This is a genomic window from Nakamurella multipartita DSM 44233, from assembly GCF_000024365.1.
Classification (GTDB): domain Bacteria; phylum Actinomycetota; class Actinomycetes; order Mycobacteriales; family Nakamurellaceae; genus Nakamurella; species Nakamurella multipartita.
Window position 1 is genome coordinate 5,937,199 of the sequence record NC_013235.1, and the last position, 26,697, is coordinate 5,963,895.

At 71.3% G+C, this 26,697-nt stretch carries 21 protein-coding genes; 9 read left to right on the forward strand and 12 right to left on the reverse strand.

Features of this window, described 5'->3' with window-relative positions; translation table 11 throughout:
• Positions 1 to 20: 20 nt before the first annotated feature.
• Both NAMU_RS26335 and pdhA read right to left on the reverse strand, forming a co-directional pair.
• Positions 21 to 1,028 (reverse strand): alpha-ketoacid dehydrogenase subunit beta, encoded by a 1,008-nt coding sequence (locus NAMU_RS26335; protein ID WP_015750380.1) that lies wholly within the window; start codon positions 1,026 to 1,028, stop codon positions 21 to 23.
• On the reverse strand, positions 1,028 to 2,308 hold the full coding sequence (gene pdhA, locus NAMU_RS26340; RefSeq protein WP_015750381.1) for a pyruvate dehydrogenase (acetyl-transferring) E1 component subunit alpha: 1,281 nt from the start codon (positions 2,306 to 2,308) through the stop codon (positions 1,028 to 1,030). Before pdhA ends, NAMU_RS26335 begins: the two co-directional genes overlap by 1 nt.
• Positions 2,309 to 2,675: 367 nt before the next feature.
• On the opposite strand from pdhA, the gene NAMU_RS26345 reads away from it, so the two are divergent.
• Positions 2,676 to 3,374, forward strand: coding sequence for an SRPBCC family protein (locus NAMU_RS26345; RefSeq protein WP_015750382.1), 699 nt, complete (start codon positions 2,676 to 2,678; stop codon positions 3,372 to 3,374).
• A gap of 31 nt (positions 3,375 to 3,405) precedes the next feature.
• Here the strand turns inward: NAMU_RS26345 and NAMU_RS27945 are convergent, their stop codons facing one another.
• Together NAMU_RS27945 and NAMU_RS26355 are read right to left on the reverse strand one after the other, a co-directional pair.
• Positions 3,406 to 4,491 (reverse strand): GGDEF domain-containing protein, encoded by a 1,086-nt coding sequence (locus tag NAMU_RS27945; protein WP_015750383.1) that lies wholly within the window; start codon positions 4,489 to 4,491, stop codon positions 3,406 to 3,408.
• Positions 4,492 to 4,810: 319 nt separating this feature from the next.
• Positions 4,811 to 6,661: a phosphoenolpyruvate carboxykinase (GTP) gene (locus NAMU_RS26355; protein WP_041371725.1), complete on the reverse strand. Its 1,851-nt coding sequence runs from the start codon at positions 6,659 to 6,661 to the stop codon at positions 4,811 to 4,813.
• Between the two features lie 528 nt (positions 6,662 to 7,189).
• Here NAMU_RS26355 and NAMU_RS26360 point away from each other — a divergent pair.
• The gene (locus tag NAMU_RS26360) at positions 7,190 to 8,062 is read left to right on the forward strand and encodes a class II glutamine amidotransferase (RefSeq protein ID WP_015750385.1); all 873 of its coding nucleotides are present in this window, start codon (positions 7,190 to 7,192) and stop codon (positions 8,060 to 8,062) included.
• Between the two features lie 104 nt (positions 8,063 to 8,166).
• Here NAMU_RS26360 and NAMU_RS26365 read toward each other — a convergent pair whose 3' ends face one another.
• From NAMU_RS26365 to NAMU_RS26390, 6 genes are all read right to left on the reverse strand, one after another.
• Complete coding sequence (locus NAMU_RS26365; RefSeq protein WP_015750386.1) at positions 8,167 to 9,270, reverse strand: hypothetical protein; 1,104 nt, start codon at positions 9,268 to 9,270, stop codon at positions 8,167 to 8,169.
• Between the two features lie 93 nt (positions 9,271 to 9,363).
• Positions 9,364 to 10,779 (reverse strand): metallopeptidase TldD-related protein, encoded by a 1,416-nt coding sequence (locus NAMU_RS26370; protein WP_015750387.1) that lies wholly within the window; start codon positions 10,777 to 10,779, stop codon positions 9,364 to 9,366.
• Positions 10,776 to 12,329: a TldD/PmbA family protein gene (locus tag NAMU_RS26375; protein WP_015750388.1), complete on the reverse strand. Its 1,554-nt coding sequence runs from the start codon at positions 12,327 to 12,329 to the stop codon at positions 10,776 to 10,778. The genes NAMU_RS26370 and NAMU_RS26375 overlap by 4 nt, the downstream gene beginning before the upstream one ends.
• Before the next feature lie 55 nt (positions 12,330 to 12,384).
• The gene (locus tag NAMU_RS27950; protein ID WP_015750389.1) at positions 12,385 to 12,888 is read right to left on the reverse strand and encodes a hypothetical protein; all 504 of its coding nucleotides are present in this window, start codon (positions 12,886 to 12,888) and stop codon (positions 12,385 to 12,387) included.
• Positions 12,885 to 13,469, reverse strand: coding sequence for an RNA polymerase sigma factor (locus NAMU_RS26385; protein ID WP_015750390.1), 585 nt, complete (start codon positions 13,467 to 13,469; stop codon positions 12,885 to 12,887). The genes NAMU_RS27950 and NAMU_RS26385 overlap by 4 nt, the downstream gene beginning before the upstream one ends.
• Positions 13,470 to 13,643: 174 nt before the next feature.
• Positions 13,644 to 16,352, reverse strand: a complete 2,709-nt coding sequence (locus tag NAMU_RS26390; protein ID WP_015750391.1) for a CHAT domain-containing protein — start codon at positions 16,350 to 16,352, stop codon at positions 13,644 to 13,646.
• Positions 16,353 to 16,437: 85 nt separating this feature from the next.
• Between NAMU_RS26390 and NAMU_RS26395 the strand changes: the two genes are divergently transcribed.
• The 6 genes from NAMU_RS26395 (at position 16,438) to NAMU_RS26420 (ending at position 22,502) form a co-directional block, all read left to right on the forward strand.
• On the forward strand, positions 16,438 to 17,745 hold the full coding sequence (locus tag NAMU_RS26395) for a S8 family peptidase (RefSeq protein ID WP_015750392.1): 1,308 nt from the start codon (positions 16,438 to 16,440) through the stop codon (positions 17,743 to 17,745).
• Between the two features lie 55 nt (positions 17,746 to 17,800).
• Positions 17,801 to 18,868 carry an ABC transporter ATP-binding protein gene (locus NAMU_RS26400; RefSeq protein WP_015750393.1) on the forward strand — a complete coding sequence of 356 codons (1,068 nt, stop codon included), beginning with the start codon at positions 17,801 to 17,803 and terminating at the stop codon, positions 18,866 to 18,868.
• The gene (locus NAMU_RS26405) at positions 18,865 to 19,614 is read left to right on the forward strand and encodes an ABC transporter permease (protein WP_015750394.1); all 750 of its coding nucleotides are present in this window, start codon (positions 18,865 to 18,867) and stop codon (positions 19,612 to 19,614) included. The genes NAMU_RS26400 and NAMU_RS26405 overlap by 4 nt, the downstream gene beginning before the upstream one ends.
• A 1-nt stretch (position 19,615) precedes the next feature.
• Positions 19,616 to 20,068 (forward strand): hypothetical protein, encoded by a 453-nt coding sequence (locus tag NAMU_RS26410; protein ID WP_015750395.1) that lies wholly within the window; start codon positions 19,616 to 19,618, stop codon positions 20,066 to 20,068.
• 112 nt (positions 20,069 to 20,180) lie between these two features.
• Complete coding sequence (trmB, locus tag NAMU_RS26415) at positions 20,181 to 20,885, forward strand: tRNA (guanosine(46)-N7)-methyltransferase TrmB (protein WP_015750396.1); 705 nt, start codon at positions 20,181 to 20,183, stop codon at positions 20,883 to 20,885.
• 315 nt (positions 20,886 to 21,200) lie between these two features.
• Positions 21,201 to 22,502 carry an ISL3 family transposase gene (locus tag NAMU_RS26420; RefSeq protein WP_015746744.1) on the forward strand — a complete coding sequence of 434 codons (1,302 nt, stop codon included), beginning with the start codon at positions 21,201 to 21,203 and terminating at the stop codon, positions 22,500 to 22,502.
• 132 nt (positions 22,503 to 22,634) lie between these two features.
• Here NAMU_RS26420 and bar read toward each other — a convergent pair whose 3' ends face one another.
• Positions 22,635 to 23,774, reverse strand: a complete 1,140-nt coding sequence (bar, locus tag NAMU_RS26425; protein WP_015750397.1) for a barbiturase — start codon at positions 23,772 to 23,774, stop codon at positions 22,635 to 22,637.
• Between the two features lie 422 nt (positions 23,775 to 24,196).
• Between bar and NAMU_RS26430 the strand changes: the two genes are divergently transcribed.
• Complete coding sequence (locus NAMU_RS26430; protein WP_015750398.1) at positions 24,197 to 25,633, forward strand: glycosyltransferase 87 family protein; 1,437 nt, start codon at positions 24,197 to 24,199, stop codon at positions 25,631 to 25,633.
• A gap of 48 nt (positions 25,634 to 25,681) precedes the next feature.
• Here NAMU_RS26430 and NAMU_RS26435 read toward each other — a convergent pair whose 3' ends face one another.
• On the reverse strand, positions 25,682 to 26,554 hold the full coding sequence (locus tag NAMU_RS26435) for an AlbA family DNA-binding domain-containing protein (RefSeq protein WP_138180497.1): 873 nt from the start codon (positions 26,552 to 26,554) through the stop codon (positions 25,682 to 25,684).
• Positions 26,555 to 26,697 lie beyond the last annotated feature (143 nt).

Here is a 26,697-nt window from a genome sequence, read left to right on the forward strand (position 1 = left end):
GGTTCGTTCCTCGTCACGGGTCAGTAGGCCAGGACGCGATCGACCGCATGCATGACCTTGTCCAGATCCGGCAGGTACTCGTCCTCGACCCGGCTGGGGGGATAGGGGGTGTCGTAGCCGGCGACCCGCAGCACGGGCGCGGCCAGCGAGTAGAACGCCTCCTCGGTGACCCGGGCGGCGATGTCGGCGGTGATCGAGGACTCCCGCGGCGCCTCGGACACCACGACCAGCCGGCCCGTCTTGCGGACCGAAGCCAGCACCGGATCCAGATCCAGCGGGGACAGCGTGCGCAGGTCGATGACCTCCAACGAGCGGCCCTCGGCCTGGGCCGCGTCAGCCGCCGACAGCAGGATCGGCATGCTCGCGCCGTAGGAGACCACGGTGACGTCGGTGCCGGGCCGGCGAACCACGCTGGTCAGGCAGGGCGGCGGCCACGGGTCGCCGGGCCGGTGCCGGGGGTACCGGTCGGGATCCAGGTCGCCCTTCTCCCAGTAGCGCCGCTTCGGTTCGAAGAAGATCACCGGGTCGTCGCAGGCGATGGCCGCCCGCAGCATGTCGTAGGCGTCCTGCGGGTTCGAGCAGGCGACCACCCGGAGCCCGGCGATGTGACAGAAGAACGACTCGGGCGACTCGGCGTGATGCTCGACGGCACCGATGCCGCCGCCGAACGGGATCCGGATGACCATCGGCATCGACCAGGCGCCCTGGGTCCGGTAGGTGATCTTGGCGACCTGGGAGGAGATCTGGTCGAACGCGGGGAAGACGAAGCCGTCGAACTGGATCTCGGCAACCGGCCGGTAGCCGCGCATGGCCAGGCCGACCGCGGTGCCGACGATGCCGGACTCGGCCAGCGGGGTATCCAGCACCCGGTGGTCGCCGAAGTCCTTCTGCAGCCCGTCGGTCACCCGGAACACGCCGCCCAGCCGGCCGACGTCCTCGCCCATCACGATGACCTTCGGGTCGTCGTCCATGGCCGCGCGCAGCCCGGCGTTGAGGGCCTTGGCCAAGGTGGTCGTGGTCGTGGTCATCAGCGCTCCCCCGCCCCGGAAGTCTCGTCCGCGAAGCCGGCCAGGTAGTCGGCGTGCTCGCGTTGCTGCGCCTGCAGGCCGGCGTGCGGCTCGCTGTAGACGTGGCTGAACATGCGCTCCGGCGCCGGTTTGGGCATCTGCACGCAGAAGCTGCGGAACCGGGCGGCCAGCTCGTCGGCCTCCGCGCCGACCTGGTCGAAGAAGGCCTGGTCGGCCAGCCCCTCGCGGGCCAGGTGCGCGCGCACCCGTTCGATCGGGTCGAGCAGCTTCCAGTGCTCCTCTTCGGCGGCCATCCGGTACCGGGTCGGATCGTCCGAGGTGGTGTGCGCGTCCATCCGGTAGGTGAACGCCTCGATCATCACCGGGCCGTTGCCCGAACGGCACTCGTCCAGCGCCCAGCGGGTGACGGCCAGGCAGGCCAGCACGTCGTTGCCGTCGACCCGGACGCCGGGGAACCCGTAGCCGGTCGAGCGTTCCCACAGCGGTACCCGCGACTGGCGGGCCACCGGCTCGGAGATCGCCCACTGGTTGTTCTGGCAGTAGAAGACGATCGGCGCGTCGAAGGCGGCCGCGAAGACCATCCCCTCGTGCACGTCGCCCTGGCTGGTGGCCCCGTCCCCGAAGAACACGATGGTGGCCTCGTCGGTGCCGGCCCCGTTCGCGCCGTCGGCCCGCGAGCCGATCACCCCGTCGAACTTCTGGCCCATCGCGTAGCCGGTGGCGTTGAGCACCTGGTTGCCGATGACGATGGTGTAGCCGTTGAAACCGGTCCGCTTGGGGTCCCAGCCGCAGTGATCGGTGCCGCGGAAGATGCCCAGCAGCTCGGTCGGATCGACCCCGCGGCACCAGGCCACACCGTGCTCCCGGTAGGACGGGAAGGCCATGTCCGCGGGCCGCAGCGCCCGGCCGGCGCCGACCTGGGCGGCCTCCTGGCCCAGCAGCGGGACCCAGATGTTGAGCTGGCCCTGCCGTTGCAGCGCATTGCCCTCCCGGTCGAATCGCCGGACCAGGACCATGTCCCGGTACAGGCCGCGCAGCAGGTCCGCGGAGATCTCGATCGGGAAGTCCTCGCGCGGGGTGAACACCCCCTCGGGCGAGAGCACCTGGACCAGGTCCTCACCGTGGCTGGTGGCGCGCAGCCCGGCGATCACCTCGGACGGGGTGGGAGCACCGCGCAGTCCGGCCGCGCCGCGGGCGGCGGCCTGGGTGACGGAGGTCGGGTGGTAGGGATCGCTCTCGCGGGTGGCCGGCGGGTCGGACGGCGACCGTTCCGGTGCCATGACGTCTCCTCAGTCGTTCGGGCCAATGCCCGGGATCGCCGGGAATCGGCACCGACGTGGCCCGGAGGCGGTGCGTACGCACAGGGCCCGTCGGCATTGACGGTGGCGGCGAGCGCCTCGGCCCGGGTGGATCGCACCCGCCGCCCTGCGCTCGACACCGTCGATAGTGGCACGAAGCCCGCCGGTATTCGACTGCGCCACGTCCGACAATCGGAGCCTCGACGGTCGGGACCTGCGGCGTTGCCGCTTCGACGGGGCGGCGGCCGGTGGCCGACGGCTGCTGCTGGCGCGGGCCGGGCCGGCCCGACATACGATCAGACCTTCGCCGCGGTCGGACGACCTCGGCCTCTTCGTCGCGGAGGTCGGTATGGAACTGGAGCATCGGTTCGAGGTTCCGGTGGGAGTCGAGAAGGCCTGGAATTCGCTGCTGGACATGGAACTGGTCGGGCCCTGCTTCCCGGGGGCGATCCTGGACCACGTCGAGGGCGACGATTTCAGCGGATCGGTCAAGATCAAGCTGGGTCCGATCCGGATGACCTACAAGGGACACGCCCGCATCGTCGAGAAGGACGAGGCGACCCATCGGGCCAAGATCGAGGCGACCGGCAACGCCGGTGGCTCCACCTCCACCGCGGCCATGCTGGTCACCGCGACCGCGACCGCGCTGGCCCCCAACCGCACCCAGGTCGATCTGGTCACCACCCTGTCGTTGACCGGACGCCCGGCCCAGTTCGGCCGCGGGGTGATGGTCGACGTCGGCAACAAACTGATCGGCCAGTTCGCCGACTGCGTCTCCACCAAGCTGGCCGGGCACGAGTCCGGGGGCGCCGAGCTGGTCGACGTGACCAACCCGGACGAGGTCGCCGCGGACTACGTCACGCCGACCCCGGCGGCGGCCGCCGCGTTCGGGGCGCCGGGCGGGGCCGCCCCGGCCGCGGGCGAGCTGGACCTGTGGTCGGCCACCGCGACCCCGATCCTCAAGCGGGTGCTGCCAATCATCGCCGGGATCGTCGCGCTGATCCTGGTGCGCAAGCTGTTCAAGCGGCACCCGGACGGCACCGAGTAGCCCGTCACCGCTCGGGCCCGGATCGATCAGGTCAGGCCAGGCCGCTCTTGCGGATCATCTTGGCCTCGTACATGGCCGCGTCGGCCCGGTCGAGCAGGACGTTGGTGTCGAAGTCCGGGTCCGCCGACGAGGCGCTGGCGGTACCGATGCTGGCCGAGATGCCCTGCTCGGCCAGTCGCTGATTGGTCCGGTCGACCAGGGTCTGCGCGTCCCGCTGGCTCGTGCTGGTGATCAGCACGGCGAACTCGTCCCCGCCGACCCGGGCGATGGTGTCGTTTTCCCGGAACGCCCCCCGCAGCACCTCGGCCACCGACCGGATCAGGGCGTCGCCGGCGGCGTGGCCGTGCCGATCGTTCACCGACTTCAGGTCGTCCACGTCGATGTAGACGACGGTCAGGTCCAGACCCTCCTTGCGCAGCCGGGCGGGGATCTCACGGACCACCTCGTACAGGCCGCGCTGGTTGGCCAGCCCGGTGAGCTCGTCGGTGGTGGCCAGCCGGTGCACCTCGTGCTGGGCGGACTCGAACCGGCGGACGGTGCGCCGGCGGGCGATGTTGAGCACGATGGCCAGCGCGTTGGCCTTGATGATCTGCGCGGCGAACGTGGCCGGCGGGACGGGCAGGCCGAACCCGGCGGCACAGGCGATCCAGAACAGGTCGACGAAGGCGATGGTGGCCACCGCCCAGAACCGGTTGTGCACCAGCGCGCCCAGGGCGACGATCACCAGCAGCATGCCGATGGCCGGATAGGTCACCCTGGTGCCCAGGATGTAGATCATCGGGTTGGCCGCGACCAACGCGGTCACCACCGCCCCGAACCGCAACGAGTGACGCCGCAGCACCTGCCCGCGGCCGCTGTGCAGGACGAGGAAGGACACGGCCAGGAACAGACCGGTCAGCGCGGCCAGGCCGGAGGACCACCAGGAGCCCGGGGTCGGGTCGAACTTGAACTGGGCGAACGAGACGAAGCCGAACATGATCGCGCCGAGCCCGCAGAAGGGCCCCATGGCGTCGTTGATGACGACGGACTGGTTGTCCTCGCCCAGGTCGCGGTTGGCTATCGGCGCGCGCCACCACGCCCCCCCGCGCCGCTCACCATTTCGCGACTGTGTCACCACGCCCAGCTATCCCCTAGAACCCCGCATGACATCTGCGCTGACGACCTGCATCGCCCGACCCGCCTCCCCGCGGGGCCGTGCGGCCGGACACCGGACTAGGAAATCACGAAAGTCCGACCGCCCGTCGGCCGAAGTCATCATCGTAGGGCTGAACGAGCAAGAATCACCGGGTCGGCAAGATCCCTTGGTCCGTTAGGGCAGCCTGAGATGTCATTCCGTGGTCAGCCGGGCGACGCCGGCCGGACCCGATTGGGCCGACCGGCGCCGCGGCGATTGCTCCCCGCGCTCAGACCGCGATCAGGCACCGCTCGGAGCGGACTCAGCTCAGACCCAGCCGCAGCTTGAGCGAGTCGAGCTCGTCGCGCAGGGAGGTCGGAACCGAGTCGCCGATCTTGGCGAACCACTCCTCGATCAGCGGGATCTCCGCCGCCCACTCCTCGCGGTCCACGGTCAGCGCCGCGGCCAGCTCGTCGGCCGTCAGCCCCAGGCCGTCGACGTCCAGCGAACCCTCACCGGGAACGTGCCCGATGGGGGTCTCCACGGCCGCGGCCGAACCGTCAAGCCGCTCGATGACCCACTTGAGCACGCGGGAGTTCTCCCCGAAGCCCGGCCACAGGAAGCCGCCGTCGGCGTCGCGCCGGAACCAGTTCACGTAGAAGATCTTGGGCAGCTTGCTCTCGTCCGCACCCTTGCCCATGTCGATCCAGTGGGCGAAGTAGTCGCCGGCGTTGTAGCCGATGAACGGCAGCATGGCCATCGGGTCGCGGCGGACGACCCCGACCGCGCCGGTGGCGGCGGCCGTGGTCTCCGAGGACAGCGTCGCCCCCATGAACACGCCGTGCTGCCAGTCCCGGGACTGGGTGACCAGCGGGATCGTGGTCTTGCGGCGGCCGCCGAACAGGATGGCCGAGATCGGTACGCCGACCGGCTCGAAGTACTCGTCGGCGATGATCGGGCACTGGGTGATCGGGGTGCAGAACCGCGAGTTCGGGTGGCTGGACGGCTCGCCAGCGGAATCGAGTCGGCGGCCGTGCTCATCTAAACCGGACGGGGTCCAGTCGCGACCCTTCCAGTCCGTCAGGTGGGCCGGGGGCTCCTCGGTCAGGCCCTCCCACCAGATGTCCCCGTCGTCGGTCAGGGCGACGTTGGTGAACAGGGAGTTGCCCTGGGCGATGGTGCGCATCGCGTTCGGGTTGGTGTTCCAGCCGGTGCCGGGGGCGACGCCGAACAGGCCGTACTCGGGGTTGACCGCGTACAGCCGGCCGTCCTCACCGAAGGTCATCCAGGCGATGTCGTCGCCGAGGGTCTCGACCTTCCAGCCCGGGATGGTCGGCTCGAGCATGGCCAGGTTGGTCTTGCCACAGGCGCTGGGGAACGCGGCAGCGAGGTAGTCGACCTTGCCCGCGGGCGAGGTGATCTTCAGGATCAGCATGTGCTCGGCCAGCCAGCCCTCGTCGCGGGCCATCACCGAGGCGATGCGCAGCGAGTAGCACTTCTTACCCAGCAGGGCGTTGCCGCCGTAGCCGGAGCCGAACGACCAGATGGTCCGCTCCTCGGGGAACTGCACGATGTACTTGGTGTCGTTGCATGGCCAGGGCACGTCCTGCTGACCGGGGGCCAGCGGAGCGCCGATCGAGTGCAGCGCCTTGACCCACGGGTTGCCCGCGTTAATCAATTCGAGGGCTTTGGTCCCCATGCGCGTCATGATCCGCATCGACGCGACCACGTACTCCGAGTCGGTGATCTCCACCCCCAGCTTGGGGTTCGGCGCATCGTACGGGCCCATACAGAAGGGCATCACGTACATGGTGCGGCCGGTCATGCAGCCCTCGTACAGGGCCGTCATGATCGACTTCATGGCGGTCGGGTCCATCCAGTTGTTGGTGGCCCCCGCGTCGGCCGGATCGACCGAGCAGATGTAGGTGCGGTCCTCGACCCGGGCGACGTCCGTCGGGTCGGACGCGGCCCAGTAGGAGTTCTCCTTGGCCGCGAGCTTGGTGATCGTGCCGGTGCCGAGCATGTGCTCGATGAGCCGGTCCCATTCCTGGTCGGACCCGTCGGTGAAGACGACCCGATCCGGCCGGGTCAGCTCGGCGACCTCGAGGACCCAGGACAGCAGCGCGGGCGAGGTTCCGGCCGGCGCCCCCTCCACCTTGATGCCGGCGGGCACCCCGGGCCCGGCCGAGAACGACCCGGAGATCGAGGTCGCCGGGATCTCGGCGGCACCAGTTGCTTCGTCGGTCGGACGGATCACCGCGGTCACACGCATCATCTCCTGGGATTGGCCCCGGACGACCGGCCGGGAACGGTGTGGCTTGGCCGAGCGGCACCCCCTTGTGCCGGTCGATTTCCGCGACACTAGTCACGCCGTGTTGCGCCTGGCCGCGGAAAACAGTGTCGGACGCGCCACAGAATCGTGAAAGATGACGCCCGTACTGTGTGGGTTCGCCCACCTTTTGTTCGATCTTGTTCAGAGCCGGTCGTAGTTGAGTGATGTTGCCGCTAGCTGCGCAGATGGGCTCGGCCGTGATCATCTTCGGGTGCCATCGATCGGCCGCCCGGCCGGCCGGTAATTCCGGTTGACGATTTCTCGGAATTGTTCGAAGGCGGGGAATTCTGTTTGTCACTGGGTCGACCCGAAAGGGATCGCCCAGTTCGGGGACTGCGGCCGGTCCGGACCTCTGCCAGGCTGCCCGGCATGTGTCGACTCTTCGGATTGCATGCCGGCGCCTCGCCGGTGACCGCCTCGTTCTGGCTGATCGACGCCCCGGATAGCCTGCGCCGGCAAAGTCACCACAACCCCGACGGGGCCGGGATCGGGGTGTTCGACGCCGACGGCGAGCCCCGGTTGGACAAGCAGCCGATCGCCGCCTACGCGGACGACGAATTCACCCGGGACGCCCGAACCGCCCGCAGCCGAACGTTTCTCGCGCACGTCCGGTACGCCAGCGTGGGCGCGCACAAGGTGACCAACACCCACCCGTTCACCATGGACGGTCGGATCTTCGCCCACAACGGCACTCTCGAGGACCTCGACCCACTCAACGAACGCCTGCGCGAGCTCGACGCGTCCGGCTTGGTGCTCGGCGACACCGACAGCGAGCGCATGTTCGCCTTGATCACCGCGGAGATCCGGCGGCACGACGGGTCGGTGCCGGACGGCATCGTCGCGGCCGTCGGCTGGATCGCCGACCACCTCGGGGTGTTCTCGGTCAACCTGATCCTGGGCACCCCGGACGAGCTGTGGGCCCTGCGCTACCCGGCCAACCACGAGCTGTACGTGCTCGACCGGAGCGCGCACCCGGCCCCGCTGGCGGTGGCCTCGCCGCGGATCCGCGCGCACAGCCCCGAGCTGGCCGACCAGCCCGCCGTGGTCGTCGCCAGCGAGCCAATGGATGGCGAAACCGGTTGGCGGCTCATGGATTCCGGCGAGCTGGTGCACGTCGCCCGGGACCTGACGATCACCAGCACCCGCCCGTTCCCGCACGCGCCGCGGCACCTGCTGACCCTGGCCGACCTGTCGCCGACGGCCGCCGCGTCGCAGTCGCCGGCCGCGCAGCGCACCACCTGACCCGCCGAGTGTGCAGAATCGGCCCTTATTCGCGCGAATAAGGGCCGATCTGCACACTCGACCGGCGGCTGGGGTGGGGTCAGTGGACGGGTGGACCCCGGGGCTCAGCCCTTGGGCGCGAGCAACAGTCGGCCGTTGGCGTAGTCGAAGGCCACCGTGTTCGCGTAGAAGTACTCGATTCCGGTGTTGAACTCGGTGTTGGCGCCCAGCGCGGCCAGCTCGACCACGTTCTGCCCCTGGGTCTGGCCGCTGGTGAACGACCACAGTGTCTGCTTCTCGGTGGTGCCCATGACGATGCCGGTGCCGCTGGCCAGCAGGTCCCCGCCGGCGTCGAGCGCGGCGAACGTCGTCGAGTTCAGCGCGGTGTTGGGGTTGCCGATGTCCAGGTCGGTCGGGCCGCAGGCCGGGGCGGCCGAGCCGATCGTCCAGCACAGCTGCACGTCCTTGGCATAGGCGGGCGCGCCGTCCGGGTAGGTCGTCGGCGGGCCACTCACCGCGACCAGCGGCACCGCGACGGCTCCGGCCGGCGCGGTGACCGGGCCCAGCGTCCACGTCCCCGTGCCGGTCGGCGAGATGTCCAGCATCGAGCCCGCCTGGTACGGCGCCGGCAGCTGCAACGTCGGCGAGAACAGGTCCGCGTTCAGGGTCGGCCCGTTCGCGGTCCCGATGCCCAGCAGCCCGGACGTGCCGTCGAACAGGCCGGCCCCGCTGCCGGCCTGGAGCAGGCCGATGCCGACGGGCGAGGCGGTGGTCACCCCGCCGACGGTCACCGGAGCCTGGGCGAGGGTGGCCGGCACCGTGCCGCCGACGAAGTTCTTGTCCAACTGCTGCCCGGAGTCGACGACCTGGGAGCCCACCATCGAGGCGTCGATGAGCAGGCCCGCGGACCCGGTGTCCAGCACGACGGTGGCCGGCGGCCCGCCGCCGACGCTGATCTGCACCGTCACCTTGGCATCACCGCTGCTGCCGGTCACCGTGGTCACCGGGACGGTGATGGTCGAGCCGGTCTGCTCCAGGATGTCCGAGGACGCCGGCACCCCCGAGGCCGGCACCGAGGCCGGGGTGCCGGCGGTCGTGCCGCCGGCGGTGGTCGCACCGGACGGCGAGGACGCGCCCTCGCCGCCACAGGCGGCCAGCAGCACCCCCGCGCCCACGACGATCGCGCCGATGCGACCCCCCGGCCACCGGCTCGCTGCACTCCGAGTCATGTCCCCCGCCTCGCGTCCGCGCATTCGATCACTGCCCGTGATCCAGTGCGACGGAGCGTAGCGGGCGGGATCGGGTCGCGCGACCGCGGCCCGTCAGGTAGCGGGCGACACCGACGACATGTTGAAGCCGTCCACGGTGATCGGGGGCATCGCGGTGCGGGTGAACCAGTCGGCCCACTCCCGGGACAGGGTCGGCACGCTCGCCCCCACGTCGGCCGCCTGCCGCAGGATGTCCAGCGGCGACATGTTGAACCGGAAGTTGTTTACCGCCCCGACCACCTCGCCCTGCTCGACCAGGAACACCCCGTCCCGGGTCAGCCCGGTCAGCAGCAGCGTGGCCGGATCGACCTCGCGGATGTACCACTGCGAGGTCAGCAGGAGCCCGCGGTCGACGTCGGCGACCAGCGCGTCGATGTCCCGGTCGGCCTGACCGCCGGTGAGCACCAGGTTGTCGGAGGACGGGGTGAACGGCTCGCCGAACTCGGCGGCCGATCCCCGGGTGTGCAGCAGGGAACCGATCACCCCGTCGCGGACGAACTCGTGCCGCCCGATCGGGGCCCCGTTGTCGAAGACCGAGACGTCGTCGCTGGAGTGCCCGGCCACCACGAACGGCGCCGCGGCCAGCCCAGGTTGGTCGGGGTCGCTGAACATGGTCAGCCCCAGGTCGGTCAGCCGCTCCCCGGACCGGGTGCCGCCGCCCGGCGCGGCGAACGCCGATCGGCCCTCGTGCGCTTCCCGGGCTCCGGAACTCCAGGCCAGGTAGATCATCAGGTCGGCGACGGCGGTCGGCGGCAGCACCGTCCGGTACCGGCCCGGCGGCAGGTCGATCGACCGCTTGGCCCAGTCCAGCCGGGCCACCAACGGGGCGAGCACCCGATCCAGCTCGACGTCACGGAAGTCCGGGGTGGAGACCCCCGCCCACGCCGAGCGGCGCAGGTCGGCCGATTTGGCGTTGACCTCCAGGGTCCCGGTGGGCTGCACCCAGCGCCGGCGCAGTCCGGTCGAGGACCCCAGATAGGTGGTGGTGACGGTGTGGTCGACGAACCCGTAGAGCACCCGGCCGTCCGACCGGGCGGCCGCGAACGCGTCGACCAGGCCGGTGAGCAAGGTGTCGAAGACCGCGAACGAGGTGTCCACGGGTTCGTCGTCGAAGTCGGCCGGGGCACCGCCGGTCGGTTCGATCAGGGGTTGGGCATCCCGGGCCGGACCCAGCCGGGAGGCGGCCACGGCGGCCTCGTGGGCGGCGGCCACCACGGCCCGCACCGCCTCGGCCGAGGCGGCGTCCGAGGCCGACCCGGCGACGGTGGCCGCCGCCCCGCCGACGACGGACACCACGAACCAGGACAGGTCCTGGGCCACCCCGTTGGTGGTGACGGTGTTGTTGGCCCACCGGATGTTGGCCGAAGTGGATCCGTTCACCACCACGATGCAGCCGTCGGCCCGGCTGGCCGCCAGGGCCACCTCGATGATCTGCGGCGGCGTCAGCAGGCCGCCCGCTCCCCCGCTCACTGGGCCTCCTGGGTGGCGTTGAGGATGTTGACCCCGCGGAACCGGGCGGATGGGCACCCGTGGGAGACCGCCGCGACCTGGCCCGGTTGGCCCTTGCCGCAGTTGAACGCGCCCCCGAGCAGGTAGGTGGACGGCCCGCCGATCCCGTCCATCGAGCCCCAGAAGTCGGTGGTCGTCGCCTGGTAGGCCACGTCCCGGACCTGTCCGGCCAGCCGGCCGCCGCGGATGCGGTAGAACCGCTGCCCGGTGAACTGGAAGTTGTAGCGCTGCATGTCGATCGACCAGGACTTGTTGCCGACGACGTAGATGCCGTCGTCCACCCCGGAGATCAGGTCGGCGGTGCTCCCGCCGGCCGGGTCAGGTTGCAGGCTCACGTTGGCCATCCGCTGGATCGGGATGTGCCCGGACGAGTCGGCGAACGCGCAGCCGTTGGACCGGGGCAGCCCCAACCGGTGGGCGAAGGTGCGGTCCAGCTGGTAGCCGACCAGCAGGCCGCCCCGGATCAGGTCCCAGGACTGCCCGGCCACGCCGTCGTCGTCGAACCCGATGGTGGCCAACCCGTGCGGGACGGTCCGGTCACCGGTGACGTGCATCCCGGGCGAGCCGTAGACCAACGACCCGAGCTTGTCCGGGGTGGCGAAGGAGGTGCCCGCGTACGCCGCCTCGTAGCCGATGGCCCGGTCGTACTCGGTGGCGTGGCCGATCGACTCGTGGATGGTCAGCCACAGGTTCGTCGGGTCGATGACCAGGTCGTAGCGGCCGGGTTCGACGGAGGGCGCCTTCACCTTCTCCATCAGCTGCTCGCCCATGACGGCGATCTCGCCGTCGAAGTCCCAGGTGCCGTCGGTCAGGTACTCGTACCCCCGACCGACCGGCGGGGTGAGCGAGGACATCGTCTCGAATGCGCCGGTGGCGCTGTCGATGGCGGTCGCGACCAGCGTCGGTTCCAGCCGCACCCGTTGCTGGGTGGTCCGGGTGCCGGCGGTGTCGGCGTAGTACTTGTTCTCCTTGACCTGGAACAGGCCGACCTCGGTGTGGGCCACCCCGTCGGCGGCCAGCAGCCGCTCGGAGCGGTCCAGCAGCAGGGCGATCTTGTCCGCGCCGGCCACCGCGAACGGGTCGACGTGGTAGGCGCTGACCCATTCCTGATCGGCGTGCACCGGCTCGTCGGCCCGCTCCACCCGTTCGTCGACGACCCGGGCCAGGGCGCGGGCGACCTGGACGGCCCGGCGGGCGGTGGCCGCGGCCGCGTCCGGGGTGGGCACGACGGAGGCGGCGAATCCCCAAACGCCGTCGACGATCACCCGCACGGCGAAGCCGGTCCTCTGCCCATCGGTCGCGCTCTGCACCGCGGTGTCCCGGATGCTCAGGGTCGAGGTGAGCAGGCGCTCGAACCGGAAGTCGGCAAAACCGGCGCCGGCGGCGGTCGCCGCGCCGAGCGCGGCGTCGGCGAGCGCGGCCAACGGCAGGGCGGTGAAGGCCGGATCCACGCCGTGCCGGGACGCGGGGACGGCGGCGCGTGGGGGTGGGGCGCTGTGCGGGTCCGACATTCGACCCACCCTACGAAACCGAGCGGGCCGGCGGGTGGAGGTGACGGCCGCGCGCTCAGGTCATGCAGATCCAGTCGGTGATGACCCCGGCGTCGGCGGTGGTGCAGCGCAGCCGGAACGGCCCACCGGGCGGCCGGGGGAAGGTGAAGCAGCCGACGTCGTCGGCGGTGACGTCGCTTTCCTCGCCGGCCGGGGTGAGCAGGGTGAGGCGGCCGGCCTGCAGCGGGTAGATCTGCCCGACGATGATCTCCGGGCCGATCTCCAGCTCGATGCTGACCGACCGACCGGCGAACTCGAGCGTCCGGGTGACCGGTTCCTCCGCCCCGCGGACCAGCACCGGCGCGCCGGCCGACTCCTCGGCGATCGCCAGCAGTTCCAGTTCCTGGTCGATGGTCCGCCAGGTGAAGGCGGCCCGGGCCGCGGCGTACATGCGCTCGACGGTGTCCGGGTCCAACCCGGGCCCGCCCGGCTCGGGCGTGCGGTCGGTGGCCTGGGCCAGGGCCTGGCGCAGCTGCGCCACCAACGCCTCGTCGTCCTCCATCCATCCCGAGGTGGTCATCGCCGCTCACTCTCCGCTCCGAGCAGGGACTGGATCGGTCCGGTCGCCCGTAGCTTGGCCAGCGCCCGCTTGCGGGTCGGACCGATGCTGCCGACCGGGATGGCCAGCCGGGCACTGATTTCCTGGTAGCTCAGCGGGGGGTCGATGACCATCAGTTCGATGAGCTGACGGTGCAGCACCGGCAGCTCGCGCAGGCCGCCGCGCAAGGCGCGGTGCCGCTCGGCGGTCAGGAGTCGGTCGTCCATGCCAACCGAGTCCGCGTCCCTGTCCAACGGTCCTCCCGCACCCGGGTCCACCGGGTTGGTCTGTAGTTTCGAACGCTGCACGCGGATGGCCTCGCGCCGCGCCGTCGTCACGATCCAGCCGGGCAGCGCCCGCGGCTCGCGCAACGAGTCGATGTGCTCGACCAGCCGCAGCCACACGGTCTGACTGATGTCCTCGACATCCTTGCTGGAGAGTCGAAAACCTCGGGCGACCGAGATGACCAACGGCATGTACCGGTCCACCAGCACATCCCACGCCTGCTGACTGCCCTGCGCGGCCGCCCTGACGACCTCGCCCATGTCCGTTGTCTCGGTCATGCGTCACCTTCCGGGTCCGGCCGACCTGCCCCGTCGTCCGCGGCGGCGGCCGGACCGGTTCCCGAATCAGCCACCAGTGCGGACGTGCGCACATCTGACTGATGCCGTGGGGCCGGCAGAAATACATCCGGCCGACGGGTTTGTGCCGGACTTCGGGATGACCGGCGGCGGAGTTCAGGGGGTCAACCGCAGGAAGACCGGCCGGATGCCCGCGCCCATGCAGACGAAGCCGGCACCGGCGGCCCAGGCGGCCAGCCCCCGCCCGGCCGCCCGGGACTGCGCGGTGGCCAGCGCCTGCGCGGGCGGCTCGCCGACCAGCAGTTGCCGGTGGTAGTCCCGCATCAGATCGACCACCGCCTCGTCGACCACGGTGACCACCGGGGCGACCAGCGAGGTGGTGCCCTGGGCCAGCAACATGGCGGCGAAACCCAACACCTCGTCGACCGCGACCACCGTGGCCTGCGCGGTCTCGCAGGCGGCCAGCACGACGTGGCCGGGGGCGTCGATGCGTTCCAGGTCGTAGAGGGTCAACGGGCCGTCGGCCAACTGCAGCGAGGAGAAGTACGGGTTGTCCGAGCGCAGCCGGCCGTGCGCGGCGATGTGCAGGATGTCGGCCCCGTCCCCGGCCGCGGCGACCCGTTCGGCCGTCGCGTCCTCGCCGACCAGGCAGCGGGCCCCGGGATACTGCGCCGCGACGACGGCCGCCTCCTGCGCGGCGCCCGGCAGGCCGGGCCCGGCGGCGACCACGATCCGGTCGCCGGCCGGCCGGTTGCGGGCGGCCGCCTCCAGCCACAGTGTGGCCGAGGGCACCACCGAGACCGACCGCTGCCGGCAGGTGGGCAACGCCGCCCAGGGCAGGCCGTGCAGCCCGGCCGACGGCACGACGATCAGCGGCCGGTCGCCCAGCCGGTCGCGGATCGGCCCGAACAGCAGCTCGTCCAGCTCGCCCTGCATCCTGCGCAGGGCCGCCGCCGCAGCCTCCTGGCGGGCCGGGGTCGAGTGTGGCCGGGCCAGCCGGCGCAGCGCGAACGAGAGCTGGGGCAGCAGCCGGCGGGCGGTCTCCACCGCGCCGAGCGGGTGCAGCCGGGACACCCCGTCGTGCACCGTGACCGCGTGCAACCGGTCGCCGATCTCGACGAACTCGACCAGGGTGGAGCCGGTGAAGGCGGCGGCCAGCTCGGCCCGCCGCCGCGGCAGCCGCCGCGGTGGCCCGAGCGCACCGGGCAGCTGCATCGTCCGGCCGGCGATCGCATCCTCCAGCCGGACCTGCCGGGCGACCAGCGCGGTGCTCGAGCGGCCCTCGTCGCGCGCCTCGTCGATCTCGCGCATGGTCGTGCGCAGATCGGCCAGGTCCCGGGACAGCGCCGGGTCGGCCGGCGGGCGCGGCCGCCGGAACAGCAATGCGGACGCCCGGCCCCGCTCGACCAGCGCCAGCATCCGGCGGGCATCGCCGGCCTCCTGGGCCAGCCGCAGGCCCAGCCGGGCCAGCTCGCCGCGGTGCAGGCTGACGTGGGCGCGCAGCTCGGTGGCCCCGAGGGTGGCCTGGTAGCGGTCCACGATCCGCAGTCCGGCATCGATCGCCGAATGGGCGGCGGTGGGCCGACCGTCGGCCGAGCGCAGCAGCGCCTCGCCCAGCCAGCCCCGGATGCGGACCTCGGCCGGCCCGGTGGCCCGGGCCCGAGCGGCCAGGGCCAGGTCGAGCCGGGCGGCGCCGAGCTGCCCGCGACGCAGCGCGATGATCCCGGCCAGCACCCGGGCCTCCAGCGCAGGCACCTGCCAGCCCGTCGCGCGCAGCTCGTCGGCGGCCCGGCGGGCCCGGCCGGCGGTCACCGCGGCGGGGTCGATCGCGTACCGCGCCTGCAGCCGGGCGAAGCGGGCCAGGGCCACCCCGCCGGCGTCGCCGAGCCGGCCGAATCCGCCCAGCGCCTGCTCGGCCGAGCGCGCGGCGACGGCCAGGTCCCGTTGCACCAGCGCGACGGTGGACAGCAGCAACTGCGCGCGCGGCAGGTGGAGCTGGTCGCGGTGCCGGCGGTGCAGGCCGACCGCGCCGTCCGCGGCTACCCGGGCCTCGTCGATCAGCCGGACCGAGAGCAGCATCTCGGCCCGGTCCACCAGTAGCGACCCGGTCTGCGTGCCCACCTGCCCGAACAGCTGCTCGGACCGGGCGAAGTGGCCCAACGCGTTGACGATCTCGCCGCGGTTGGACTCCAACCAGCCCAGGTTCTGCTCGATGTAGGCCGACCACAGGGTCAGGCCGTGCTCGGCGGCCAACCGGCCGGCCAGCACCAGGTCGGCCTCGGCCGCCGCGAACGCGCGCCGGGCGATGTGCAGGACGCTCCGGTTGGACAGCGCCCCCGCGGCCCAGTCGGCGTCACCGGCCTGGCGCAGCGCGGGGATGGCCCGGCGCAGATCGGCCAGCGCGTCCTCGGGCCGGCCGGTGAGCTGCAGGATCGCCGCCCGCTGGGTCAGCGCCCGGGCCGCGTCCACCCCGGACAGGTCGGCCAGGGCCCCGTCGATCTCCCGCAGTGCCGCGGCCAGCCGGCCGCGCACCAACATCGAGCCGGCCAGGCTCGCCCGGGCGCGGGCGGCGACGTCGACGAACCCGGCCGGCCCGGCGATCCGGATGGCCCGGCGGTACTGCTCGATGGCGTCGTCGATGCGGCCGAGCTGCTGGGCGGCCACGCCGGCGGCGTGCGCGCAGACCGCGGCGGACCGGGCGTCGCCCCCGCGCCGGGCGTGCTCACCCAACTCCAGGGCGCGGCGATAGGCCCGGCCCGGTTCGACGGTGGCCTGCCGGAGCACCTGGTCGGCCGCGTCCGGGACGAGCGGGCCGGACAACCCGTCGCGGGTGCCCGCCTCCGGCGCCCGCGCATCCGACGACATGGCACCCTCCGTCACCCGTTGGGGTCGTCTCCGGGTGAATTATCCGGCTGCGCGCATGCAGAGCGAACACCTACTATCGCCACCCATGACCGAAATGCGCGAATCCGCGACGAGCTATGAACCGGTCGAGGGTGATTCGATCCTCGTGTCCAGCCAGGACGCCGAGCTGGTGACCAGCACCCTGAAGGACGAGCTAGGCATTCTGGTCGGTCGGTCCGAGCCGGATTCACGCCTGGGTCTGACCCTGCTCGAGTTCGTCCCGCCGGCCCAGCTCGACGATCGCGACCTGGGCCGGGCCAGTGAAAAGGCGCCCGAGGTGTTCGTCCTCGGCGGCCCCGGCGAGCTGGTGCTCGACGCCGTGCTCGGCCGGCTTCGCGAGATCTTCCGGGCTCGCAACGCCGCCTGGATACCCACCATGGGCAAGAACCGCACGCTGACCCAGTCCATCGAGGGTGGCGTGATCATCCGCGAGGACGAGTACCCGCCCGGGCTGGCCGGCGAGCCCACGACCACCCTGGCCGCGTTCGCCCCGGGCGATCATCCGGTGCGGGTCGGGCTGCTGGACACCCCGTTCGTGACGCATCCCTGGCTGTCCGACCGGACCCGGGTGATCGGCGCGAACCGGCTCGACCCGGGCACCCCCAACTGGCGCACCGGCCACAGCACCTTCCTGGCCGGTCTGATCGCCCACCAGGCGCCGAATGCCGAGATCGTCGTGTTCCCGGCGTTGAACCCCCTGGGTCGGGGCTCGGCCTGGGACGTCGCGCGGCGCATCGCCGACATCGCCGAGCGCAACGCCAAGGCCGCGCCGAACGAGCGCATCGACGTGCTCAACATCAGCTCCGGCACGTTCACCTACGACGGTCAGGCCCCATTGGCGCTGGCCGCCGCGGTCGCGCTGCTGGGCCCGGAGGTCGTCGTGGTGGCCGCGGCCGGCAACCACGGCCGGGACCCGCGCCGGCTACGGGCCGGCGTGAAGTACCAGTGGGGCCGCCGGCCGATCTTCCCGGCGGCCAGCGCGCCGGTGGTCGCGGTCGGGTCGGCCGACGCGCGCGGCGACCGGTCGACGTTCAGCCCCGACGCCCCCTGGGTCGATGTGACCACCCAGGGGGAAGAGCTGATCAGCACCTACCTCCCCAGCAAGGTGGCCGGCTTCGAGAAGGCCAGCGCCGGACGCGACGCCCGCTACCTGGGCGATCCCCCTACCGGCACGGTCCGCAAGTTCGACGGCTTCGCCCAGTGGTCGGGGACCTCGTTCGCCACCGCCCGGGTCAGCGGGGCCATCGCGGCCGCGGTCGACCGCGACACCGGCGTCTCCGCCCGGCAGGCGTGGTCGGCGATCCGGGCCGGCCTGGGATCCGACCGCTACCTGCCGCTGCCGCTGCTGTCCTGAGCGCCCTGCCGACCGCCCGGACGGCACATGCAATGCTGGACCGAGGGGAGGCAACATGATCGAGGCAGTAGGCCTGACGAAGCGATACGGCAGCACGGTGGCCGTCGACGACCTGTCGTTCACCGTGCAGTCGGGCATGGTGACCGGATTCCTGGGACCCAACGGCGCGGGCAAGTCCACCACCATGCGGATGATCCTGGGTCTGGACAACCCGAACGGCGGGCGGGCGCTGATCGACGGCCAGCCCTACGCCGCGCTGACCCGGCCGTTGACGCAGGTCGGCGCGCTGCTGGACGCGAACTGGGTGCACCCCAACCGGTCCGCGCGCTCGCACCTGCGCTTCATGGCCGCGTCCAACAAGATCCCGGCCCGCCGGGTGGACGAGGTGCTCGAGCTGGTCGGGCTGACCAGCGTCGGCAAGAAGGCCGTCGGCAAGTTCTCGCTGGGCATGAAGCAGCGGCTCGGCCTGGCCGGTGCCCTGCTGGGCGATCCGAAGGTGCTGCTGTTCGACGAGCCGGTCAACGGACTGGATCCGGAGGGCATCTACTGGATCCGCACCTTCATGAAGAATCTGGCCGCCCAGGGCCGGACCGTCTTCGTCTCCTCGCACCTGCTCTCGGAGATGGCGCTCACCGCCGACCACCTGATCGTCATCGGCCGGGGCCGGCTGATCGCCGACGCGGCGACCAAGGACTTCATCGCCCAGGCGACCCGCTCCTCGATCCGGGTCCGCTCGCCGCAGCTGGCCGACCTGCGCGCCGCCCTGGTCACGGCGAATCTGACCGTCAACGACGTCGACGGGGCGCTGGAGGTCGTCGGCGCGCCGATCGAACAGGTCGGCGACGTGGCCGGCGCGGCCGGGATCACCCTGCACGAGCTCACCCCGCAGGTGGGCTCGCTGGAAGAGGCGTTCATCCAGCTCACCGGTGACGCCGTCGAGTACGGCGGTTCCCGCGCCCATGGAGCGGGATCGGCCCCGATCAGCACGGTCGGTGCGGCCGGAGCGCCGCCGCCCGGCTTTCCCCCACCGGGGGTGCCGGCCGGCTACCCGCCACCCGGCCCGCCGGGGTTCGCCGCCCCGGCCCCGTCCCCCGTTCCGCCGCGGGAAGGTGAATCCCGGTGACCCTGCTCAACGTCGAACGCATCAAGCTGTTCTCCACCCGCTCGCCCTACTGGTGCCTGACCGCGATCGCGGTCGCCGCGCTGGGCTTCGCCACCCTGTTCGGGCTGGTGGAGAACGGCGACGCGGCCATCCCCTACCTGTTCCTGCGTGGCGTCGGCCTGGGCATGAGCATCTTCATGGTGCTCGCGGCGCTGGCGGTGACCACCGAGTACCGGTTCGGCACCATCCGCAACACCTTCCTGGGGGTGCCCCGGCGACCCAAGGTGCTGCTGGCCAAGACGGTGCTGCTGGCCCTGCTGGGTGCGGTGGTCGGCATCGTCGCCGCCGTCGCGTCCTACTTCCTGGCCAAGGGCCTGGCCAAGAACCCGCCGGTGCCGCTGGAGTTGACCACCTGGGACGACTGGCGGCAGGTCGTCGGCTACGGCGCGATCTTCGCCATCGCCGCGGTCATCGCGGTGTCGGTGGGCACGATCGTGCGGCAGTCCGCCGGCGCCATCGCGATCCTGCTGCTGTGGCCGCTGATCCTGGAGAGCTTGTTCACCCTGATCCCGACCGTGGGCCCGAAGGTCGGCCCGTGGCTGCCGTTCGCCGCCTCGGACAAGATCATCGCGCCGACCACCGGCGTGGCCAACCTGTTCCAGCCCAGCGGCGGACCCGATGCCCTGCAGGGGCTGCTGGTGTTCGCCGGCACCGGCCTGGTGCTGTGGCTGATCGCGCTGCTGCTCCTGCAGAAGCGTGACGCCTGAGGTGAGCGGCCCGCTGGCCCGGTTCGGATCCGCCCGGCGGCCCGATCGGCCGGTGGTGCACCCCCGGCCGGCCGGGACCGACGACGCCACCGTCGACGCGGTCGGCAAGGTGTCCGCCGCGTTCGAGGTGGTGGAGAACGCGCGCGGCTTCCTCTACGGCTTCCACCGGATGTCGGGCGAGGCCGATCTGGCCCTGCAGGAGGCCCTGGCCGCGCTGCGGGCGGCCGGGCACGACGAGCTGGCCGCCGAGATCGACGAGGTCCTGGTCGGCCGGGACGTGGTGCCCGGGATGTGGACGTTCCAGCTGGTCGAGGCCTACGACGAGCACTACTACCAGGTGTTCCGGGCCGTCGACGCGCTGGTCCGCGACCGGCTGTCCGACGGCCGGCCGCATGTCTTCGAGGCCGAGATGAAGCACCGCGAGCAGCGCTCCGGGTCCCAGCCGGCCGACTGACCGGCGGCGGCGGGCGTGGCGGCGCCACTCGCCCCGGCCCGCCGACCCGGCGTCGATGGTCCCGCGACCGCGCTCAGCACCTAGGCTGCCTGCTGTGCAGGACGCCAGGATCGTGACCACCGCCCCGGATGACGGGCTGCCCGCCCACTTCCGTCGGGTGGTCAGCTTCCATCCCCGCGGCGGCCGGCTCAACCCCGTCCAACGGCGCGCGTTCGAGACCCACGCCGCCGCCTGGTACCGGGACCCCATCGACTTCGACGGCGTCATCGATCCGGCGGCCCTGTTCGGCCGCGACGCCGACGTGGTGCTGGAAATCGGCTCGGGCATGGGCGAGTCGACCGCGCAGATGGCGATCGCCCGGCCCGAGATCAACCTGCTGGCCGTCGAGGTCTACAAGCCCGGTGTCGCCCAGACGCTGCACCACCTGCACCGGGTCGGTGCGCAGAACGTCCGCCTGGTCCGGGGCGACGGGGTATCGGTGCTGACCGACCTGATCGCCCCCGGTTCGCTGGCCGAGGTGTGGCTGTTCTTCCCCGACCCCTGGCCCAAGACCAAGCACCACAAGCGCCGGCTGGTCACCCCGGAGTTCGCCGAGCTGGTCGCCTCCCGCCTCCGCAAGGGTGGGATTTTCCGGCTGGCCACCGATTGGGAGCCCTACGCCGAGCAGATGCTGGCCGCCTGCACCGCCACCCGCACCCTGCGCAACGCCCACGCCGGCTGGGCCCCCCGGCCCACCTTCCGCCCCCCGACCCGCTTCGAGCGCCGCGGCCTGGCCGCCGGCCACCAGATCCAGGACCTGGAGTTCATCCGCCGCTGACCCTCCCCACGGCCGCGCGCACCCCTCTCCCTACCGCGCGGATCCTCTCCTTTCCCGCGCGGATCAACTTCCCCGGCGCGGCCGAAGTCGTTGACTTGCGACCCACCTGTCCCATTCGGTGCAGGTTTATCCGCGCAGCACCGCTGCCCCAGCCCGCGCGGATGAAGTCGTGCGCTTGCGTCACACCAGTCACATTCGGTGGCTCTCCTGCTGAATCAGTGGGTCGTTTGTTGGGGTGGGGAATGGCAACACGCCGCTCCCGCGCCTAGGTTCTGGGGCTGTCTGAAGGTCCCGGGACGGTGGGCGGAGAGCGGCGTGCGCGGAAACAGGGTATGGCATCGGGCGTTGGGCCTGATGGGGGCGATCGTTGAGGACGTCGACGTCGATGATCCGGACTTGATCGTGGTGCGGGTCCGGCCAGTGAAGAGGTGGGCGGGGCGGTGTGGCCGGTGTCGACGCCGGTCGCCGTGGTACGACCGGGGCGCCGGCCGTCGGCAGTGGCGGACGGTGGACGTGGGGTTGTCCCGGGCGGTGGTGGAGGCTGAGGCCCCTCGGGTGTCGTGCCGTGAGCATGGTGTGGTCGTTGCGCATGTGCCCTGGGCCAGGCACGGCGCGGGCCACACCCTGGTGTTCGACCGGACCGTGGCGTGGTTGGCCACTCAGACCTCGAAGACGGCCACGACCCAGCTGTTGCGGATCAGTTGGCGCACTGTCGGGGCGATCGTGTCTCGGTACTGGGCCGATCATGAACGGTTGCAGGACCGGTTACGCGGGGTCCGCCGCCTCGGGATCGATGAGATCTCCTACAAGCGTGGCCACCGGTTCCTCACGGTCGTGGTGGACCACGACACCGGTCACTTGTTGTGGGCGGCACCCGGTCGGGACTCGGCAACGTTGCACCAGTTCTTCGATCTTCTGGGCCCGGATCGGTGCGCTCTGCTGACCCATGTCTCGGCCGACGGCGCCACCTACATCAGCACGGTCGTCAAGCAGCGATGCCCGAACGCGGTCCGGTGTGCTGACCCGTTCCATGTTGTTGGGTGGGCTACCGACGCCTTGGACAAGCTACGACGCATCGTGATCAGCACGGCCCGTCGGCAGGCCCGCCGGGCCGCCGTCGACCGCATCGCGGGCGGCTCGAGCCCGGTCGTCACTGCCGGGCAAGCCGGCGCTGACCTGGTCAAGGGCATGGCCGGGGCCCGGTCGGCGTTGCTGCGAAACTCGGAGGACCTCACCGAGAATCAGCAGGTCAAACTGGCCTGGATCGCGCTGACCGACCCCGACCTGCACCGCGCGTATCTGCTCAAGGAAGGCCTTCGACTGATCTTCAAACTGCCGGTCGAGCAGGCCGCCACCGCCCTGGAGAACTGGATCACCTGGGCGCGGACCGCCGGCATCGGACTGTTCAGCAGCCTGGCGAAACGGATCACTCGACATCGAGCCAGCATCCTGGCCGCGATCGAGCACCACATGTCCAACGGCCGCGTCGAGTCCGTCAACGCCAAGATCAGGCTGATCACCCGAGTCGCGTTCGGGTTCGCCTCTCCACACGCCCTCATAGCCCTGGCTATGCTCCGGCTGGGCGGACACCGCCCAGCACTCCCAGGCCGCGGCTAACCCACAGACACGGCAGGAGAGCCCATTCGGTGCAGGTTCATCCGCGCAGGGGAAGTTGATCCGCGCGGCAAGCCGGGGGAGTTGATCCGCGCGACAAGCCGGGGGCGTTGATCCGCGCGACAGGCCGGGGGGTTAGCCGAGGTCGACGATCGCGGCGACGGGGCCGCCGCCGTCGGGGCCCTGGTGGGCCGCGGACACCGAGACGAAGGCGGCCGGGTCTCCGGTCACCGCGGCAGTGACGCCGCCGACGCAGGCCTTGATCTGCCGGTGCCAGTGCACATCGGAATCGTCGAGCATGGCGTTGCGCCGGCCGCGGACCTGCCCGTCCTGGGAGGCCTCGCACTTGAGGAACACGTTGACCAGGCGGCCGTCCAGGTCACGGGGATGGGGCCGGTCCGGCAGGTCCAGGCCGGCGTCCCGGATCGCCGCCCAGATGCCGTCGGCGTCCAAAGCGTCCTGCATCACCGAATGGCCGATGCGGTAGCGGCCACCGACGCCGCGGGCGTTGCCGACGACCACCACCTGGGCCTGGTCCAGCTCGACCCCGGACGAGCAGGAGGCGACCGAGGAGAACAGCGACCGGTCGTGCATGACGTCGGCGTCCCCGGGCATCTCGATCTCGCCCAGCGCGACCGCGACCCCCAACGCGGTGCAACCGTTGGACAGGTCCATCGACTCGTGGGTGTGCTCGGTCCAGACCGTCTGCCCGCGTTGCTTGGCGTCCCGGATGGTGTGGATGGTCAGCAGGGGCGTCTTGGTCTGCACGTAGTGCACGTCGGCCGGGTCGGTGATGCCGGCCCGGGCCATCGCCTCACGGACGGCCGCCGCGACCTTGGTGATCATCGCCGTCCGGCCGATGTCCTCGGGCCGCAGCTGCTCGCTCATCGCGAAGCCGACGGTCAGCCGGGGTTCGTCGGTCGCCGGCACCGAATCGGCCGGCACCGTGGCGAAGACCGTCGCGTGCGGGGACAGCACACCGTCGGTGCCGCCGGACCAGACGATCGGGATCTGCCGGACCTGGTCCAGGGTCCGGGTGCCGCCGGCGACGATCGCCTCCCGGAAGGCCCGGTCGGCGATGATCCGGGTGTAGTCGTTCACGCCGCCGTTGCCCTCGGTCTTGCCGATCACCGCGACCACCCGGTCGGCGTCGATGATCCCGGCGTCGAACAGCGCGGTCAGCTCGGAGGCGTCGGACACGCTGTGCAGCGGGATCTTGCGCACCTCGATCGGCTCGGGGGTCGACGGTGCGCTGGACAGGCCTGATTCGGGCATGCGGCTCCTCCCGGGGTCGGTGTGCGCCGACCGTACCGACCCCAACCGGGCCGGGCGCGACCGCGGTCGGTTCCCGCGCGTGCGGCGGCGCGCCGAAATGCAGCCGAATCGTGATGTGCGCTGGCTCACATTTGGTCTGAAGTTTACTCGGACGCACCCCGCCGGGCCATTGTTTGACCATTCCTTTACGTTTTCCCACCCGAGCCGACTTATGGTCGACGGGACCCGGTCAGCGGTCCAATCGTGACTCCGGCAGCGCTGTGAGCTGCACCGATGTCCCAGTATTGGGATCGAAGGCGAGGGTTGCGTCCGAACCCAGTGATCTTTGCGATGTACCGGAATGGTCAAAAGTGTTCCGTAGAAATGACCGGTCTTGGATAATCACAGACGTGACACAACCCGATCGAACAACCGTGACGTCCATGCGCGTGGTGCGCTGGTGGGATTCGCTGCCCCGCGCCACCCGGGTCGTGACGGTCGTGCTGCCCGTGCTGATGGCCGTGTTCGCGGCGTGGGCGTTCAACGAGGTCATCGGTCAGGACCACAACCAGTTCGATCTGCGGCTGTACTACGACGCCATCAACTTCTGGCTCTCCGGGCATGACCTGTACTCGTACTCGCAGCCCGATCCGGTCAACATCGAGCTCGGCTTCACCTACCCGCCGGTGGGCGCCCTGCTGATGACGCCGATGAGCCTGTTCAGCTACCCGGTCGTGCACGCCATGTCGATGCTGGGCATCGTGGCCGCCGGTGCGGCATTCGTCTACCTGACCCTGCGCGAGCGGGTCCGCCTGCCCAAGCCACTGATGCTGGCCGCCGTGGGCGTGGCCACCGCGTTCGCATTCACTCTCGAGCCGTTCCGGCAGACGCTGTCCTTCGGCCAGATCAACATCTACCTGACCCTGCTGGTCGCGGTCGATCTGCTGATCCTGCGTCGCCGCGGCAGCAAGTGGACCGGGGTGGGCATCGGCCTGGCCACCGCCATCAAGCTGACCCCGGGCATCTTCATCATCTACCTGCTGGTGGTGGGTCGCTGGCGGGCCGCGCTGACCGCGGTCGGCACGGTCATCGCCGCCAACCTGGTCAGCCTGGTCATCGCGCCGGCCGAGACCTGGAAGTACTTCACCGCGCTGATGTGGGAGACCTCCCGGGTCGGTTTCCTGGACACCACGGTCAACCAGTCGGTCAACGGCCTCATCGCCCGGCTCGACTCCCCGCTCGCCCCCGGCCGCCTGCCCTGGCTGGCGCTCGCCCTGGTGGTGCTGGTCGTCGGCTTCTGGCGGGCCCGGCGGGCCGCACTCGGCGGCGACGAGCTGGCCGCGATGACGCTGGCCGGCCTGGTCGGCGTGCTGGTCAGCCCGGTCAGCTGGGTGCACCACATCATCTGGATCTTCCCGGCGATGCTGATCATCGCGGTGCGGCTCAAGCGGACCATCGGTGAGCTGGCCGCCGACGACAGCGGGTACGGCTCGTCGGATCGGGCGCTCATGGGCCGCATCGGTCAGGCCATCGGGTACTCGGTGCTGATGACCGCGGGCCTGACGTTCTGGTGCATCCCGACGGCCGCGCTGATGGACGTCAAGGACTGGGAGTACGAGAACGGCGGCACGCTGCTGGCGTTCGCCGGCAGCGTGCAGCTGCTGTGGATGCTGGTCGCGCTGGTCGTGTTGCCGCTGGAGAAGTCGGGCGCCATGACCGGGACGCGTCCGGCCGACCGGATCCCGGGCCCGTCCGCCGATCGGGTCGACGAGCTCGAGGCCCAGTTCGCCGCCGTGGACACCGGCTCGGTTCCGGCCGCCGCCCGGGCCACCCGGGTGGTGCTGCCGGCGCCGGCGGCCAGCCCCGACATCCGGTCCTGACGCTGTCCTGACACTGTCCGGTCCCCGCCCGGTCCGGCCGGGCGGCGCTCAGGCGGCCGTTCCCGACCCGCGGGCCGCGGCCCGCAGCTGCGCGGACAGGGTTCGACCGACCCCCAGCGGCCAGCGGTGCATGACGTAGTCGACCGCCTCGTCGACCTTGAGCTGCCGGGTGGAGTTGCCGATGCGCACCCACAGCTCGGAGACGGCGCCGCCCTTGCCCGGCCGCAGGAACACCGGGCGGGGTGAGGCCGGGCAGGTCACCCGGCAGACGTAGGTGTCGGCGCCGTCCACGGTGACCGGAGTGAAGTCGATGACAACCTGGCCGGCGGCGGTCTGACCGAGCGCGGTGGCCAGGTAGTCCCGCAGCCATAGCTCGAACCGGTCCGCGTCGGGCGACTTGACCACCGTGAAGTCGTTGGCCAGGCCGATCACGTCGCCGGCGTCGTTCACCCCGATCAGCAGGGTCCCGCCGTCGGAGTTCAGGAACCCGGACACCGCCTTGGCGATGACCAGTTCGATCCGTTCGTCGCGGGCCTTGGTGTGCAGGTTCCAGCGGGCGCTGGACTTGAACTCGAGCCGGTCGGATTCCCCGCGCCGGATCAGCTCCTGCACGGGTTCGGCCGGCCGCGGCGGCTGCAGGCGGGCGGCGACCGCGGCGAACATCGCCAGCAGCGCGGTGGTGACCAGGACGGCCAGCAGCACCACCCGCAGGCTCCACGGGTTCGACGCGGAGTCGATCAGGCCACCGATCAGCATCCCGCCGGAGACGCCCAGCACCGCGATGACGGTCGTGCTGCTAGTGGACAGCGACACGCGCCCCCGGAGCAGCCAGCGGGCCAGCTGCCCGATCAGGTAGGCGACCAGCAGCCACACCGGCAGGGCAACCGCAATCGCGATCACCGAGTCCTGTCCGAATTCCACGATCGGGCAGCCTAGCCTCGATCTTTCTTCCGGTGGTCGGGCGGCCTCGTAGCCGTTCCTCATGATCATTTTTGTCCTCCTCTGTTGATCATGGGTTGGCTGCTGAACCCGTGGTCGCCTGGGTGGGCGCCGGGTTCCACTGC